This window comes from Sinomonas soli, assembly GCF_054782415.1.
This window is the reverse complement of sequence record NZ_BAAGSN010000014.1, coordinates 1-13,637: the sequence shown is the minus strand read 5'-3', so window position 1 is coordinate 13,637 and position 13,637 is coordinate 1. Positions and strand designations below refer to the sequence as shown.

At 68.8% G+C, this 13,637-nt stretch carries 14 protein-coding genes and 1 pseudogene; 8 read left to right on the top strand and 7 right to left on the bottom strand.

Features of this window, described 5'->3' with window-relative positions:
• Positions 1–347: 347 nt before the first annotated feature.
• Positions 348–698, bottom strand: a complete 351-nt coding sequence (locus ACYVKZ_RS13370) for a GntR family transcriptional regulator (RefSeq protein ID WP_460992746.1) — start codon at positions 696–698, stop codon at positions 348–350.
• Between the two features lie 248 nt (positions 699–946).
• On the opposite strand from ACYVKZ_RS13370, the gene ACYVKZ_RS13365 reads away from it, so the two are divergent.
• Genes ACYVKZ_RS13365 through ACYVKZ_RS13355 form a run of 3 tightly spaced genes read left to right on the top strand, consistent with a single transcriptional unit; the run spans position 947 to position 3,898 of the window.
• Complete coding sequence (locus ACYVKZ_RS13365) at positions 947–2,071, top strand: tyrosine-type recombinase/integrase (protein WP_460992745.1); 1,125 nt, start codon at positions 947–949, stop codon at positions 2,069–2,071.
• Between the two features lie 2 nt (positions 2,072–2,073).
• A complete protein-coding gene (locus tag ACYVKZ_RS13360) occupies positions 2,074–2,427 on the top strand; it encodes a helix-turn-helix domain-containing protein (protein ID WP_208712570.1) in 354 nt (117 codons plus the stop codon).
• Positions 2,420–3,898, top strand: coding sequence for a Fis family transcriptional regulator (locus tag ACYVKZ_RS13355; protein ID WP_460992744.1), 1,479 nt, complete (start codon positions 2,420–2,422; stop codon positions 3,896–3,898). Before ACYVKZ_RS13360 ends, ACYVKZ_RS13355 begins: the two co-directional genes overlap by 8 nt.
• On the opposite strand, the gene ACYVKZ_RS13350 is transcribed toward ACYVKZ_RS13355, so the two are convergent.
• Entirely contained in the window at positions 3,886–4,488 is a 603-nt protein-coding gene (locus ACYVKZ_RS13350) for a hypothetical protein (RefSeq protein WP_460992743.1), read from the bottom strand. The two genes, ACYVKZ_RS13355 and ACYVKZ_RS13350, sit on opposite strands and share 13 nt — an antisense overlap.
• 144 nt (positions 4,489–4,632) lie before the next feature.
• Here ACYVKZ_RS13350 and ACYVKZ_RS13345 point away from each other — a divergent pair, with 144 nt between their 5' ends.
• The 4 genes and pseudogenes from ACYVKZ_RS13345 to ACYVKZ_RS13330 all read left to right on the top strand — a co-directional run.
• A complete protein-coding gene (locus tag ACYVKZ_RS13345; RefSeq protein WP_460992742.1) occupies positions 4,633–5,025 on the top strand; it encodes a hypothetical protein in 393 nt (130 codons plus the stop codon).
• A 3-nt stretch (positions 5,026–5,028) separates the two neighbouring features.
• A complete protein-coding gene (locus ACYVKZ_RS13340; protein ID WP_460992741.1) occupies positions 5,029–5,736 on the top strand; it encodes an RES domain-containing protein in 708 nt (235 codons plus the stop codon).
• 866 nt (positions 5,737–6,602) lie between these two features.
• On the top strand, positions 6,603–6,743 hold the full coding sequence (locus ACYVKZ_RS13335) for a hypothetical protein (RefSeq protein WP_460992740.1): 141 nt from the start codon (positions 6,603–6,605) through the stop codon (positions 6,741–6,743).
• Positions 6,744–7,142: 399 nt separating this feature from the next.
• Positions 7,143–7,472 (top strand): annotated as a pseudogene (locus ACYVKZ_RS13330) (IS110 family transposase); the annotation flags it as partial.
• Positions 7,473–7,555: 83 nt separating this feature from the next.
• Here ACYVKZ_RS13330 and ACYVKZ_RS13325 read toward each other — a convergent pair.
• The 5 genes from ACYVKZ_RS13325 to ACYVKZ_RS13305 are packed head-to-tail and all read right to left on the bottom strand — an operon-like array spanning position 7,556 to position 12,664.
• Positions 7,556–8,902, bottom strand: a complete 1,347-nt coding sequence (locus ACYVKZ_RS13325) for an MFS transporter (RefSeq protein ID WP_460992739.1) — start codon at positions 8,900–8,902, stop codon at positions 7,556–7,558.
• 19 nt (positions 8,903–8,921) lie between these two features.
• Entirely contained in the window at positions 8,922–9,938 is a 1,017-nt protein-coding gene (locus tag ACYVKZ_RS13320; protein ID WP_460992738.1) for a 2Fe-2S iron-sulfur cluster-binding protein, read from the bottom strand.
• 1 nt (position 9,939) lies between these two features.
• Complete coding sequence (locus tag ACYVKZ_RS13315; protein WP_460992737.1) at positions 9,940–10,914, bottom strand: PdxA family dehydrogenase; 975 nt, start codon at positions 10,912–10,914, stop codon at positions 9,940–9,942.
• The gene (locus ACYVKZ_RS13310) at positions 10,911–11,375 is read right to left on the bottom strand and encodes an aromatic-ring-hydroxylating dioxygenase subunit beta (protein ID WP_460992736.1); all 465 of its coding nucleotides are present in this window, start codon (positions 11,373–11,375) and stop codon (positions 10,911–10,913) included. Before ACYVKZ_RS13310 ends, ACYVKZ_RS13315 begins: the two co-directional genes overlap by 4 nt.
• Positions 11,375–12,664: a Rieske 2Fe-2S domain-containing protein gene (locus ACYVKZ_RS13305; protein WP_460992735.1), complete on the bottom strand. Its 1,290-nt coding sequence runs from the start codon at positions 12,662–12,664 to the stop codon at positions 11,375–11,377. The genes ACYVKZ_RS13310 and ACYVKZ_RS13305 overlap by 1 nt, the downstream gene beginning before the upstream one ends.
• 111 nt (positions 12,665–12,775) lie before the next feature.
• Between ACYVKZ_RS13305 and ACYVKZ_RS13300 the strand changes: the two genes are divergently transcribed.
• A complete protein-coding gene (locus tag ACYVKZ_RS13300; RefSeq protein WP_460992734.1) occupies positions 12,776–13,525 on the top strand; it encodes an IclR family transcriptional regulator domain-containing protein in 750 nt (249 codons plus the stop codon).
• Positions 13,526–13,637 lie beyond the last annotated feature (112 nt).

The window sequence follows — 13,637 nt, the reverse complement described above, 5'->3', positions numbered from 1 at the left end:
GCCTACACCTACGACACGCTCCCGGCCGAGGAGAAGGCCGCCCTCCCATCGCCCGAGGCCATCACCGCCGCCCTCGACCAGGGCACCGTCACCGGCTCCTGACCGCGTGGGGCCCTGCGGCGCGCCGTGATCGGCCGCGTCCGGGCGGCGGGGTAGGGTCGTCGGCGAGCCCGTGGTCCCCTTGGCTGGCTCTCAGCGGGCGGGCTGGTAACCCGCCGGCCCCTGGAGGTCCGGCATTTCCGGGCCCTCCACGGGTGCCTTGAGATCGGTCCTGGCTCTGCGGCTGTGCGGGCTTTCCTCTGCCCAGCCCGCCCCGCGCCGCCGAGCACCCTGGTGCCTCTTCTAGGTCAGGCCTGCGCCTGCCGTTCGTCCTCGAGCTCGCCGAGGAGGGCGGCTGCCGTCTGCAGGGCCGTCGAGGCGGTCTCGAGCTGGGCCCTGAGCTCGTTCAGGATGCTCCGGGGCTCGGCGGCGGCCTTGGGGCCGATGAAGTGGCCGCCGTACGGGCCGCGGGTCGTGATGATCTGCCCGCTGGCCTTCAGCGGCCCGAGGGCCTGCTGGACCGCACCGGTGGACGCGTCGAAGCGGCGGCGCAGCTCGCCCATGGTGGGCAGCCTGCCGCCTTCGACCCCGTCGGCGATGAGCGCGGCGACGTGCTCGCGGATCCTCAGGCTCAGCGGCGGGGGAGGGTCTGTGGGCATGCAGCCATTGTAGTATTAAACCACGTCGTACTTAAAAGGTGACGTAAGGTAGATTATCGGCCATCGAGTAGGACGAGTTGAAACAGGTGCGAGGACTCGTCCCACCGCGCCGTCGTGCGTTGTCGCAGGTCAGCCGGTGGTTCGCCCTTGTGCCGCAGCTGGCCGGGTCGGTGCCGGCCTGCTGTGTCGGCGCAGGTCAGCAATGGTTTCTCGCATTAGATGAGAGATTTTCGCGTACAGTTCAGGCTGTGGAGCTGCTGCCGGGACGGATTCCAGACTTCCTGACGGACCAGGACGTCGGGCTGCTGCGTGCCGAGGACCGGGTGTTCGAGGCGATGCTGGACCGGTGGCGTGCGCAGATGCTCGCGCGCGGGCTGACGACGGCGTTCATCAGGTCCTCGTGCCGGACCGTGGAGCGCTTCAGGGACCATGCCAACGAGTACCCGTGGCGCTGGTCGGCCCATCACGTGGACGATTTCCTCTCCGACCAGCGCGGTGGCGCGCGGCCGCTGAGCCTGTCGACGCTGCGCTCCTACGCCGGTGCGATCCGGGCGTTCTGCGCATACCTGACCGACTCCCGCTACGGCTGGGCAGCCCTGTGCGAGCGGGTCTTCGCGGACGTGCCGACACAGGTCGTCTTCGAGTGGAACTCACCCAGGCACACCACCGACGACGCCGTGCCGCCGCGCCGGCGGGCGTTCACGAAGACGGAGCTCCAGTCGTTCTTCGATGCCGCCGACGACGTCGTGGACACCGAGTTCGCCAAGGGCTCCAAGCGCTGGCTGCCGGCGATGCGGGACTCGGTCGCGTTCAAGGTCGCCTACGCCTACGGGCTGCGCCGCCGCGAGCTGGCGATGCTCGAGGACGTCGACTTCGGCCCGAATCTCCATGTCCCTGCGTTCGGGGCGTTCGGCTCGCTCCAGGTCCGCTGGGCCAAGGGAACCAAGGGCTCCGGGCCGCGGCGCCGCACCGTGCTGACCGTCCCGGAGTTCGAGTGGGTCGTCGACCTGCTCCGGTTCTGGCTCTCCCCCGAGGGCCGAGGCAGGTTTGCCACTGCAGAGCGCTCCCAGAGCCTGTGGCCCTCGGAGCGCTCGGCCTCTGCAGCGGTACGGAACTTCGACCGGTCCTTCCAGTCCGTCCGGAAGCTGGCCGGCCTGCCCGAGGAGCTGTCCCTGCACGCGCTGCGCCACTCGTACGTCACGCACCTGATCGAGGCCGGATACGACCCGCTGTTCGTCCAGCAGCAGGTCGGCCACAGCTACTCCTCGACCACTGCGCTCTACACTTCCGTCTCGTCCGACTTCAAGCACAGGACCATCCAGCGCATGATCGCGGCCAGGATCGGCAGCCCGGAGAACGAAGGCAGGAACTGAGCATGAGCGAACAGCGCCGCATCGGCTACCACTGGAACCTCCGAAAGCTCATGGCCCAGCGGAACCTCTGGAAGACCACCGAGCTCCTCCCCCTGCTCAGGGCCCGGGGGATCAACCTCTCCAACGCCCAGGTCCACCGGCTCGTCACCGGCACCCCCGAGCGGATCCCCGCGCACACCTTCGCCGCCCTCTGCGACATCCTCGAGTGCACCCCCAACGATCTGTTCGAGCCCTACGTCCAGATGCGCGCGGCCGCCACGGCGAACGCCCCGCGCAGGCCCGAGGACATCGGGGTCAAGCCCGGCGATCCCATCGCCCGCAGGATCCGCCTGATCCCACCCGAGGACGATGCCTAGGCCCCGCAAGGCCGAGGACCCGACCCGCTGGCCCGTCCCCTGCTCCCGCTGCGGCCAGCACCACCAGACCGTCGCGAACTGGCCCGACGGCGGGGTCTGCGGCTACTGCTACCAGCAGGCCAAGCGCACCCGCGGCACCTGTGCCTGCGGCCACGAAGGCATCCTGCCCGGGCTGGTCGACGGCGCCCCCGCCTGCCGGCACTGCTCCGGGGTCCGCCTGAACGTCGGCTGCACCTCCTGCGGGGCCGAGGACGAGCTCCACAGCGGCGGCCGCTGCTGGAGCTGCACCCTTGCCGACACGGTCGACGGCCTCCTCGCCCGCCCGACACGCGGGACCGTCTCCCCGGAGCTCGTCCCGCTCGCGACAGCGCTGAAGTCGATGAAGCGTGCCAACAGCGGCCTGACCTGGATCCGGCAGGAGCACGTCAGCGCGTTCCTCCGCCGCCTCGCCGTCGCCCCTTCGGTCAGCCATGAGGCCTTCGACGGTCTGCCGGACTCGCGCACCCGCGAATACGTCCGGGGCCTGCTCGTCGAACACGGCGTCCTCCCACGCCGCGACGAACTCCGCGCCCGCTACGACGACTGGGCGAAGGAAGCCCTCGAACGGGTCGGCGACCCGGAGAACCGCGAGCTCGTCCGCCGCTACATCCGCTGGCACCACCAACGCCGCATGAACCACGCGGACGGAGTCGGCCACGGCACATTCCTGCGCAGCAAGCAGAGCGTCACCGTCGCCATCGACTTCCTGAACTGGCTCACCGGCAGGGGAACCCGCCTCGCCGAACTCCAGCAGGCCCACCTGGATGCATGGCAGGCAGAAGGCCCCACCACCCGGGAGGTCGCGGACCGATTCCTCAACTGGGCCATCAGGACCCACACAGCCCCGGCCGGGCTGAGGATGGCCCCGCACAAGAGGGGAACCAGCCCCAGGCTCAGCGCCTCCCAGCAGGAGGAAGCCGTCCAGCAGGTGATCCAGGGCGACCTGCTGTCCCCGCGGGACCGCGCCGTCGCCATCCTCGTCATCGTCTTCGGGCAGCAGATCGAACGCGTCGCCGCCCTGACCTGGGACGACGTCGCCGTCACCGACGAGCTCGTCACCGTCCGCCTCGGCGGCATCGAGATCGCCCTCCCGGCCCCGCTCGACGCGCCCTGGCGCGAGCTCGCCTCAGCTCCGGGAAACGGCCTCACCGCGGCACACCCGAACAGCAACTGGGTCTTCCGCGGCCTCTCCCCCGGACGGCACATCAGCTCCGCGCACCTGCGGCAGCGCCTCCGAGCCGTCTTCAGCGCCCGCGCCGCCCGACTCGGCACGCTCCACGAGCTGACCAGGCTCGCACCCGTGGCCATCATCGCCGAAACGCTCGGCTACTCACCCGCCACCATCGAACGCCACGCCACCGACTCCGCCGCTGCCTACAGCCAGTACGTCGCGACGAGACGAGGCAAGCGCGCCACATCTCAGAACGGCTGAACGCCGTCCAGGGCAGCCACGATCCTGTTCCCGTCCAGAACAATGGACGTTTCGGGCATGCCCGCGTCGTTCCACCTCGCAACGAGACGGAGATCGCCCTGCTCGGGCAGCGGCCACAGCCACAGCCTCGAAGAGCTGACCCACTCGTCGCCGGTTCCCATTCCGCCTCCACCGCCTGCCTGCAGCAGCACCGGTTCAGCGACCGCAGGCTCGGTTCCGACCATGGCCGGGCGAGGATGGCCGATCACCGCCTTGCGGCCATCGGCATATTCGATGCCGAAGAGCAGACCCGACTCGGAGGACCAGCGGCCGCCCATCGGCATCCGGAATCCCCTTGAGCCGAGTTCGCCCCACTCATGCTCGGACATGCCATCCCGCCGAAGGACCCAGGCAATCTCGATGCAGCACCCAGTGGAATAGACCTCCAGTGATCGGACGCCCATCACCAAAGACGGCCCGCGATGCAGGAACTGCCCCGCATGGATGACGACCGGCAATTCATTCGCCGGAGGACCCGCCCACACAGGCCGCGCCGGAGCCGGGCGAGGACGAGGTTCAGGTGAAGCCGGCAGACCCTCGAAGAACGTCATGGCCCGATACTCTCATCAACCGCCCCCACCGCCACGCCCTAACTCGTCCCCCTTCAACACGTCTCGCTGCCAGTTGATAGGACATGTGATTGAGCATGTGATCGGGCTGTTGATATCGCGGGGCGCTGATGGCAGCATGGGAGCATGACGGCAGTTGCAGGGGCCCGCGGCGGGCTGAAGGCGCACCAGGATTCCATCCGGCTGCCCGAGGCCGAGCTGGTCCGGGACCTGCGGGACATCCTCGGGGCGAAGCTCGTGGCCTACATCGGCTCGGTGAAGGAGACGCGCGCCGTCCGGCAGTGGGCCGACGGCGAGCGGAAGCCCTCGGCCGAGGTGATGACCCGGCTGCGCCACGCATACCACGTGGCGGCCCTGCTGGCCGAGCGGGACTCCAGGGCCGTGGTCCAGGCCTGGTTCCAGGGCATGAACCCGCAGCTGGACGACGTGCCGCCGGCGCGGCTGCTGCGCGAAGGCCAGGTCGAGGACGCGGCCCAGGCGGTCCTGGCCGCGGCCCGGGCGTTCGCGGCGGCAGGCTGACGGGTGGGCCCCGAGCAGCGACTGGCCACATCGAGTCCGGACGCCCGGGTCTGGCGCGTCGGCTTCCCCCCGCACCCATGGGCGTGGAGCGGCTGGGAGTGGGCGACCGACGGCCGGTTCCCGGGCCGGTGGGACGACCTCCACGGCAACTTCCGCACGGTCTACGCCGGGTCGAGCCTGCTGGCGTGCCTGCTGGAGGTGCTCGCGGGATTCCGGCGTGACGCCCGGCTCGCCGCCGAGCTGGACGAGATCGTCGAGGACGATGAGGACAGGGTGCTGCACCCGACCATTGCCCCGGGGACGGTGCCCCGGGAATGGCTCGATGCCCGCGCCGTGGCCTCGGCCGACCTGGCCGGGACCTACTGCGCGGTGACCGACTCCCGGTCGGTTGCCGTGCTCTACCCGCACTTCATCGGCCTTGCCCTACGCCTCGGCCTGGCGGACTTCGACGCCGCAGCGCTGAAGGACGCCCGTCCGCGTCAGCTCACCCAGGCGATTGCCACCTGGCTCTACGAGACCACCGACGCCGACGGCGTCACGTTCGCCTCCCGCCACGGAGACGACCTGCGCCTGTGGGCACTGTTCGAGCGGCCAGGGGACCCGTACGTCAGCCCAAAGCTCCGCCACACCAGGATGGAGGACCTCCACCACGGCAGCGCTGTGATCGCGGAGGCCTTCCACATGCTCGACCTGAGGTGGGCGAGCGAATAGCGCCCCCCGCCCGAACCAGTTGTCCGCTTACCACGGGCGGACGGGATGGGCATTGAGGCACGATGCGGGGCACGCTGGTTTGCGCTGTCAGGCAGGCAGGGGCCCACACCGCCGAGGGTGCCGCGCCGGCCCCCGCTTTCACCTTCGGCCCTTGGCGCCCTGCGGTCAGCGGTGCAACAGGCCGTTGCACAAATCGGACCGGCGAGGCGCAAGGCCCTTCATGTCCGATCCGACCCAGACTTCCGGGGCCGCCCAATACTCCAGCAGGCTGCTGGACGATTGCTCCGCTCTCTTGCAGACCACCACCGAAGGCGACCCTGACTGGGAGCGGCCGCGGCAGAACTCCCCTCCCCAAGGTGCCATCCCGAGCCGAGAATTGGTCTCACGTGAGCTGAAAGCACGTCATCTGCTCGTCCCGCACATCGCGAGCCTCTGGGTAAAGGATCCGCGCGTTTGCGGGGCATAGCGAACGCCGTCAGGTCGGTGTCGAGCCTTCTGATTACGCCACTCCCCCAGGCCCAGACTCGCTGGCGCTGCCCGGGCGACCAGCAGGGCCCGATCAGCAAGGTGTTGACGGCGGCTGAACATTGATCCGGGCACCGGGGACCCGTGCCTTCAGGCCTCGGACAATTCTGCATAGCCCGCGGGCAGGTGCGCCAGATCGGCGGCACGCTGCCCTCGAGGTCGAACCGCTGCCTCAGCATCCCCGCCCGGCACGGCATCTGCCATGGGCCCATCCTCCCAGGGCCTGGGTCCAGACGCCCGGACGGTCCATTGACGGCAGTGCCGGGGCATGGTGTCCTGAACGCCACGGCAGCCATTATGCGCGGCCGTATTCCCCACGCCGCCGCACGTCAAGGAGTGCCATGGTCAACGACGACCGCAGCGACACCGCCCCTCCTCCCAGGAGCCAGGACCTCTCGCAGGACTTCGACTTCGGACCCGAGGAACAGGTATGGGACGAGGAGGACGGCCTCTTCGACAGTGAGGAGATCGTCGTCGGCTAGCGCCGCGGCCCCCTCCGGCCCCACCATGCAGCAGTCCGGCAGGATACGGTAGCGGACGAAGACCCCCGGCCTCTCAATGGGACTCAGCGGGCCGGGGGTCTTCTGTCACCTGTGCCCGCGGCGCTGCCAGCGAGGAGGCGGTGCACGCCTCGAGCGCCGGGGTGGGGGACGGCAGGGATGGTCCGTGCCCGCGGCCGAGGCTGCCGATGACACTGCGGGCCGGTGGCGTGGAAGCTCCGGGACCTCGGACGAGGCGCTCCGTTCCGGACCGCACACCGGACCCGCTGCGTGCACTGCGTCAACGTCGGGCCGCACCGATGCTTCCCGTCCATGGCCTGCCGCTTGCAGCGGGCGGTCGAATGTCCAGCAGGCTGCTGGAGCTTTGCCTGTCCTCCCCTTGCCGGGGTCGTGATCCCGATCCTGGCCGAGCAGCTCGCCGCCCTCACACGGCAGCGGGCCCAGATCGCTGGCCGGGTCGAGGCACTCCTGGAGGGTCACCCTCTTCAGCACGCCCTACGCAGCGGAACAAGCGACTCAAACGCGCCCTGTTCCTTTCCGCCATCGCATCCCTGAACCATCGCCCCTCCCGGGCCCACTGCGACCGCAAACGAGCCTAGGGCAAAACGGCACAACCAGGCCCTCATCGCCCTCGCCCGCCGCCGCTGCGACGTCCTCTTCGCTATGCTCCGCGACGGCACCCTCCAACGCGCCAGCGTGACAAAACCATAGAAGCACCCACTGCGGCCTCGGAGTGGTCTCCCGCATCGGGCGGAGCGATGACCACAAGTGGGCCCGGCCCCGATGCCAAGGGGTCAGTCCAACTGCTTCGCGCGTCGGCCGAGGTAGAGAACGATCACCCCGCACAGCGCAGACGGGATCGCGAGAGTAAGGAAGAGCTGCTCAGGGCTCCAGCCCGAGGAGAGCATGCCGCCCAGGACGAGCGGGCCGACGATCCCACCCACTCGGCCGATGCCGAGCGCCCAGCCGACACCTGTCGAGCGCACCTCCTCCGGATAGAAGACCGCCGCGAGAGCGATGATGCTCTTCTGGCCGCCGCTGACCGCGCACCCGATCAGGAAGGTTGCGACCAACACGAACCAGACAGAGCCGCCCAGCGCCACGCTCATCAGCAAGAGGAAGCCGCAGCCGAGGAGGTACAGCGTGCCGAGCGCGCCGTACGCGCCCAGCCGGTCCATGGCCGGCCCGACGATGAAGGCGACCACGATGCCACCGATCGTGGTCATAGACGACGCCGTCGCCAGCGTTCCGGCAGAGTAGCCACGCTCGTCGAGGATGGTCGGGATCCAGCTCTGGAGACCGTAGAACATCGCCAGGTTGATCGCGAAGACTGTCCACAACAGGATCGTTCCGAGAAGCGTTCCTCCGGAAAGAACCTTGCCCAGCTTGGCTCGCTTGCCGGGTGCGACACTCTCCGCCTCAATCGGCAGGGCGGTCCCCGTCGGCAGGGTCATGTCGATGCGGCGGCAGAACGCGTACGCCCTGTCAATCTCCCCGCGACGCAGAAGGTAGGTGATGGACTCGGGCAGCCGCCGGGTCAGGACGGCCAACAGGATCAGCGGCAGGACCGCGCCGGCGACGAACACCGAGCGCCAGCCGTGCGCGGGGATGAGCCAGTCGGCGACATAGTTGGCGAGCACGAAACCGAGCGAGAAGCCGCAGTAGATGGCCAGAACGAAGCTCGCCCTGACCCGCTTCGGACTGTATTCGGCGGTCAACGCGATGGTGCTCGGGGTCGCTGCGCCGAGCCCTAGGCCGGTGATGAACCGCATCACCAGAAGCTGGTCCGGGTTCTGCACCCAGACCGAGAGCAGCGTCGAGATCGAGAAGATCGCGACACCGGCGATGACCAGCCGCTTGTGGCCGAACTTGTCCGAGAGCGGGGCCAGCAGAAGGTAGCCGACCATCAGGCCGACCAGGGCGGCCGAGAAGATCGTGCCCATCGTTCCCTTGGAGATCCCCCAGTCATGGGTGATGGCGGGAGCCATGTAGTTGATCGCCTGGGTGTCGAACCCATCGAGCAGCATGACCAGGCCGCACAGCAGCACCGTGCCGAGTTGGAACCGGCCCGGACGACGGCTGTCGATGAAGTCAGGTAACCGCAGTGAGGCGGCGGAGTCGAGTGAAGTGGTATCGGACATGTGGGTCCTCCTTGCTGGGTTAGTCGACGGCGGCGGGTGCGCCCACAGCGGAGACGAACGCGTCGGAGTGGAACCTGTCGGGGGCGACGTCGCGTTCGCGCGCCAGTTCCTCCGCGGCGGTCAGTGTCATGGCTTCGCTGCCACAGGCATAGATGTGAGAGCTGCTGAGGTCGGGGTGGTCTGCGATCGCGACCGTGTGGACCCAGCCGGTGGCGCCCTCCCACCCGGGATGCGGGCGAGAGAGCACGGGGGTGAACCGGAGCCAGGGGTGGCGCTGGGCCCACCCGCGGATGGTGTGGAGGGCGTACAGGTCCTCGACGGTGCGCGCTCCCCAGTAGAGGTGCACGGGACGGGTCAGCCGCCGGGCGATGTGGTCGAGGATGATCGACCGCATTGGGGCGTACCCGGTGCCGGTGGCGAGCAGGATGATCGGGTCTTCGGCGACGTCGGCATCTTCGACGAAGAACTCGCCGAAGGGCGCCTCGATCTCGACAGTGTCGTGGAACTCCAGCTGCTGCAGGATCCGTGCAGAGAACACGCCGTTCGGCTCGTGGCGGATGTGCAGCTGGGCGAGATCGTTGTGCTGTGGGGGGTTGGCCAAGGAGTACGACCGGGTGTCGCCGTCGTCGAGGATGACGTTGAGGAACTGGCCGGCCCGGAACGGTGTACGTCGTCCGATCGGGTAGCGCAGGTCGAGGATGGTCACACTGGGCGCGACCTGGCGGCGCCGGAAGACGGTCGTGGTCAGCCGCTTGCGTACCGGCGGGGTGCGCGCCTCGATCCGGCGCGGCGCGATCTCGATGTCGCCGATCGGCTGCGCCCGGCACAGCCGCACCTCGGCCGGCCCGGTGACGGAGCCGCCGCCGGGGGCCTCGACCGAGCCTGACGCCAGCGTGCCCAGGCAGGTGTCGCAGACGCCCTTGCGGCAGGAGTACGGGATCGCCCAGCCGGCCGTCTCGGCGGCGTCGAGGACGTTCTGTCCGGGCTTGCAGCCGAAGGCGACCTCGGAGTCGCGGACACTGATGGTGAAGGTCATCTCAGGCCTCCTGAGGGGTCGGGGCGAGGAGCCGTAGCGCGGCAAGAACGGCGCTCGGATCGGCGACGTCCTTCCCGGCGATGTCGAATGCGGGACCATGGCCCACGCTGGCGAACGGCGCACCTGCGCCGATGGTGACCGCGGCGGCGGTGCGCCCGGCCACGGCCTTGATCGGGATGTGCCCCTGGTCGTGGTACATCGCCAGGTAGGCGTCGGCCCCGCGGTCGCCGCCGAGCAGGACGTCGGCGCCGCTCGGCCCGTCGACGTGTACCCCGTGGGCGCGGAGGGCATCTACTGCGGGCTCGGTGACCCGGCTGTCGTCCTCGCCGAAGAGCCCGCCCTCACCCGCATGCGGGTTGATGCCGAAGACGCCGATCCGCGGATTGGGGACGCCGATCGACAGCAGCGCCCGATGGAGCGCCAGGCCGGCCACGGTGACGAGCTCCGGGGTCAGCCGTGCCAACGAGCCGGCAAGGCGCTCGTGCAGCGTGACGTGCGCGATGCGCATCCCGCCGCCGACCAGCATCAGGAAGACCCGCTCGGCGGGAGTGCCGGTGAGTTCGGCGATCAACGGCGGGTAGCCTGCGAAGTCGATCCCGGCCCGGTGGACCGCGGTCTCCGAATGGGGGCCGGCGACGACGCCGGCATAGCCGCCGTCCATGGCAAGGTGGACCGCCGCGGACGCGTAGGCGATGGTGGCCGCACCAGCGGCCGCGGTCACCTCGCCCACGGCCAGATCCCGGGGGGCGAGCGCGCCGACGTCGACGAGGTCGCATACCCCGGACTCGGCGTCCGCACCGGGGTCAGCTTCGCGCAGGGTGAGACCGGCGCGGACAGCGTACGGCTGGACTACGTGCCGGTCCCCCACCACGACCGGCGCCGCGGTGCCGAGCTCGGCGACCGCCTTCACGGCGATCTCCGGGCCGATCCCGTTCGGATCGCCGATGGCAAGGAGGAGCCTGGGAGCCCCGCTCACAGCGGCAGCACCAGCAGGGTGTCGATGCGGGAGCTGTCGCAGACGACGATCCGTTTCTTGATCAGGGCCCGACCGCCCTCGAGAACGTATTCATCGAGGTAGCGGCCGCTGGCGAACACGTCGGTGGGACCATTGCCGGTGATGCGTATGACCAGGAAGGAGGTCTCGCTGGTGGCTGCGCCGTCGCTCTCCTCTCGGATCGCCGGCTGGCCGAGCAGGTGGCGATAGCTGTGCGGCTCGTAGATGTTCGCTTCTTTGAGCGCGGAGATCCGGTCCTTGAGCATGGCCTTGTTGTTGGCCCAGATGACCCCTGCGGGCAGGCCGCGGCGGTGGTTGTCCGCCGTGGTGACCTTGTAGAAGGCGTCATCGGTGAAGTGCTCGGGCCAGTCCTCGATCGGACCGTCGTCGATCGAGCGGACGTAGCTGCCCTGGGCGCGGCCGATGAGGTTGAAGGCGTCCATCAGTTGCCCTCCTCGACGTCGAAGCCCATCGCCTCGCGGTAGACCTTCCAGAAGCCCCGGATCGACGCTTCGGTGACACGGCTTTCGCTCGAGACCGCCTGGTCGCCGCCCATCTGGACGGTGGCGAACTCGCCGCTGGCACCGGCGATGCCGCGCTGGACGAAGCCGCCGATCGCGCCGTCCTCCATCGAGACGTAGCCGGCGGGGCCGACCAGGTTGGACTGCTTCATCCGGATGAGCTGCTGCTCCTCGGTGTCGTCCTCGAACCCGAGGTATGTCCAGTTGAGGTTGGTCGAGTCGACCCCTGTGGGCAGCACCTGGCGTACCGCGATCGAGTTCTGGATCTGCTGCAGGACGAATCCCGGGGACACCGAGAGGATCTGCAGGGTGATGTCGTCGCCGACCTCGGAGAAGCTGTCGACCAGAGACGGGTCCTCGAGCTGGTAGTCGGACTCCGAGCGGATCTTCTGGTCCTTATAGTGCTCCGCGGCCTTGGCCTCGGCCTCGCGGTTGATGGCGGACCAGCTCACATGGTGGCCGCCGTTCTCGGAGACGATGATGCCGCCCTTCTGGTTCAGCTTGTTGAGCCCGAAGGTGGTGAAGAACAGGTGCAGGATGCTCGCGTGGTAGGAGTCCTTGACGTTCTCCATGTAGAGCTTCCAGTTGTTCGGCAGGGTCTGGGTGAAGCGGCCCAGCACGACCGGCTTGCGACCGCCGAGCACGCGCTCGATGCGGTCGAGGATCTCCTGACCGAGGTACTCCTCGATCTCGGGCACGTCGTTGTTGAGACTGCCGAAGATCAGGCCGTGCACGTTGGCCAGTCGGAGCCGGCGCGGGCTGTGCGCGGCCTTGCAGAAGTCCGGCGACATGCCGCCCTTTCCGTTGATGCCGTCCTCGAATGCGACGCCGGTCAGATCGCCTTGGAGGTTGTAGGTCCAGGCGTGATAGACGCAGGTGAAGTCCTTGGCGTGCCCATAGTGCTCCATCGCGATCAGTGAGCCTCGGTGGGCGCAGCGGTTCTCGAAGGCGTAGATCTGGCCGTCGTGGTCGCGGGTCACGAGGACCGGTTGCTCGCCGATGAAGGTGGCGCAGAAGTCGCCGGGCTCGGCCAGCTCAGCCTCCAAGCAGAGGTAGTTCCACATCGGACCGTGGAAGATGCGCTCCTGCTCTGCCCTGAAGACGTCCTCGTCCTGGAAGACCCAGTAGGGAACCTCGGTCAGCGACTTCGGCCACCGACGCTCGGCCACCGCGACCGATGATCGGGCGGCCTCGGGTGCGTTTTCGCTCATGCGTACTCCTCTGGATGCTTGACTATCACTGTTCGTTTTGCGAACATATGAATGCTTTGCGAACAACGCTAGTAGAGTGCCGTCCATCACGTCTGTCAAGAGGAGGTCCATGTGGCGACCGAAGGAATGGCAGGATTGGCAAAGGGCCTCGCCGTGCTCGAGGCGTTCGGGACGAGCACACCCCGGCTCACCATCACGGCCGCCTCCCGTGAGACCGGCCTGAGCCGGGCGACTGCACGGCGCTGCCTGAACACGCTCGCCGAGCTGGGTTATGTCACGTTCGACGGGAAGTTCTTCGCCCCCACCCCGCGGGTCCTCCGGCTAGGCGCCACCTATGGCGAGTCGGCCGCACTCCCCCAGCTGGCCCAGCCGCAGCTCGCCGCGATCCGCGAGACGATCGACGAATCCGCCTCGCTGGCGGTTCGCTTCGAGAACGACTCGCTCTTCATCGCACGCAGCGAAGGCAGTCGGCTGCTCAACACCGGCGTACGCGTCGGCGCTCGGATCCCGCTGTACGCCTCATCGACCGGCCAGGTGCTGCTCGGCTCGCTGACAGACACGGAGCTCGCCGACTACCTCGCCACCACCGAGTTCACGGCACGCACGTCGCACACCCCGACCACCGCCGATGCGGTCGCGGAGCGCATCCAGGCGGCGCGTACCGACGGGATGGCCATCAGCAACGAGGAACTCGAACCAGGCCTGCTCTCCATCGCGGTCCCGGTCCTCGACCCGGCCGGCCACATCGTGGCCGCGATCTCGGTCAGCGCATCGACCTCACGCGTCACCATCGACGAACTGCGCGACCGCGTCGCCCCTGTCATGCAACGCCATGCAGCTGCGCTGGGACGACAGCTCTGACGATGCGGTGGGCCCTGAAGAAGCCATCTCGGTCACCGTGATCGGCGCTGTCCTGGCCTGGACGGCCTTGACCGTCGCCTTCCCGAGCGGCGGCCTCCCCGCCGCGCCTCCC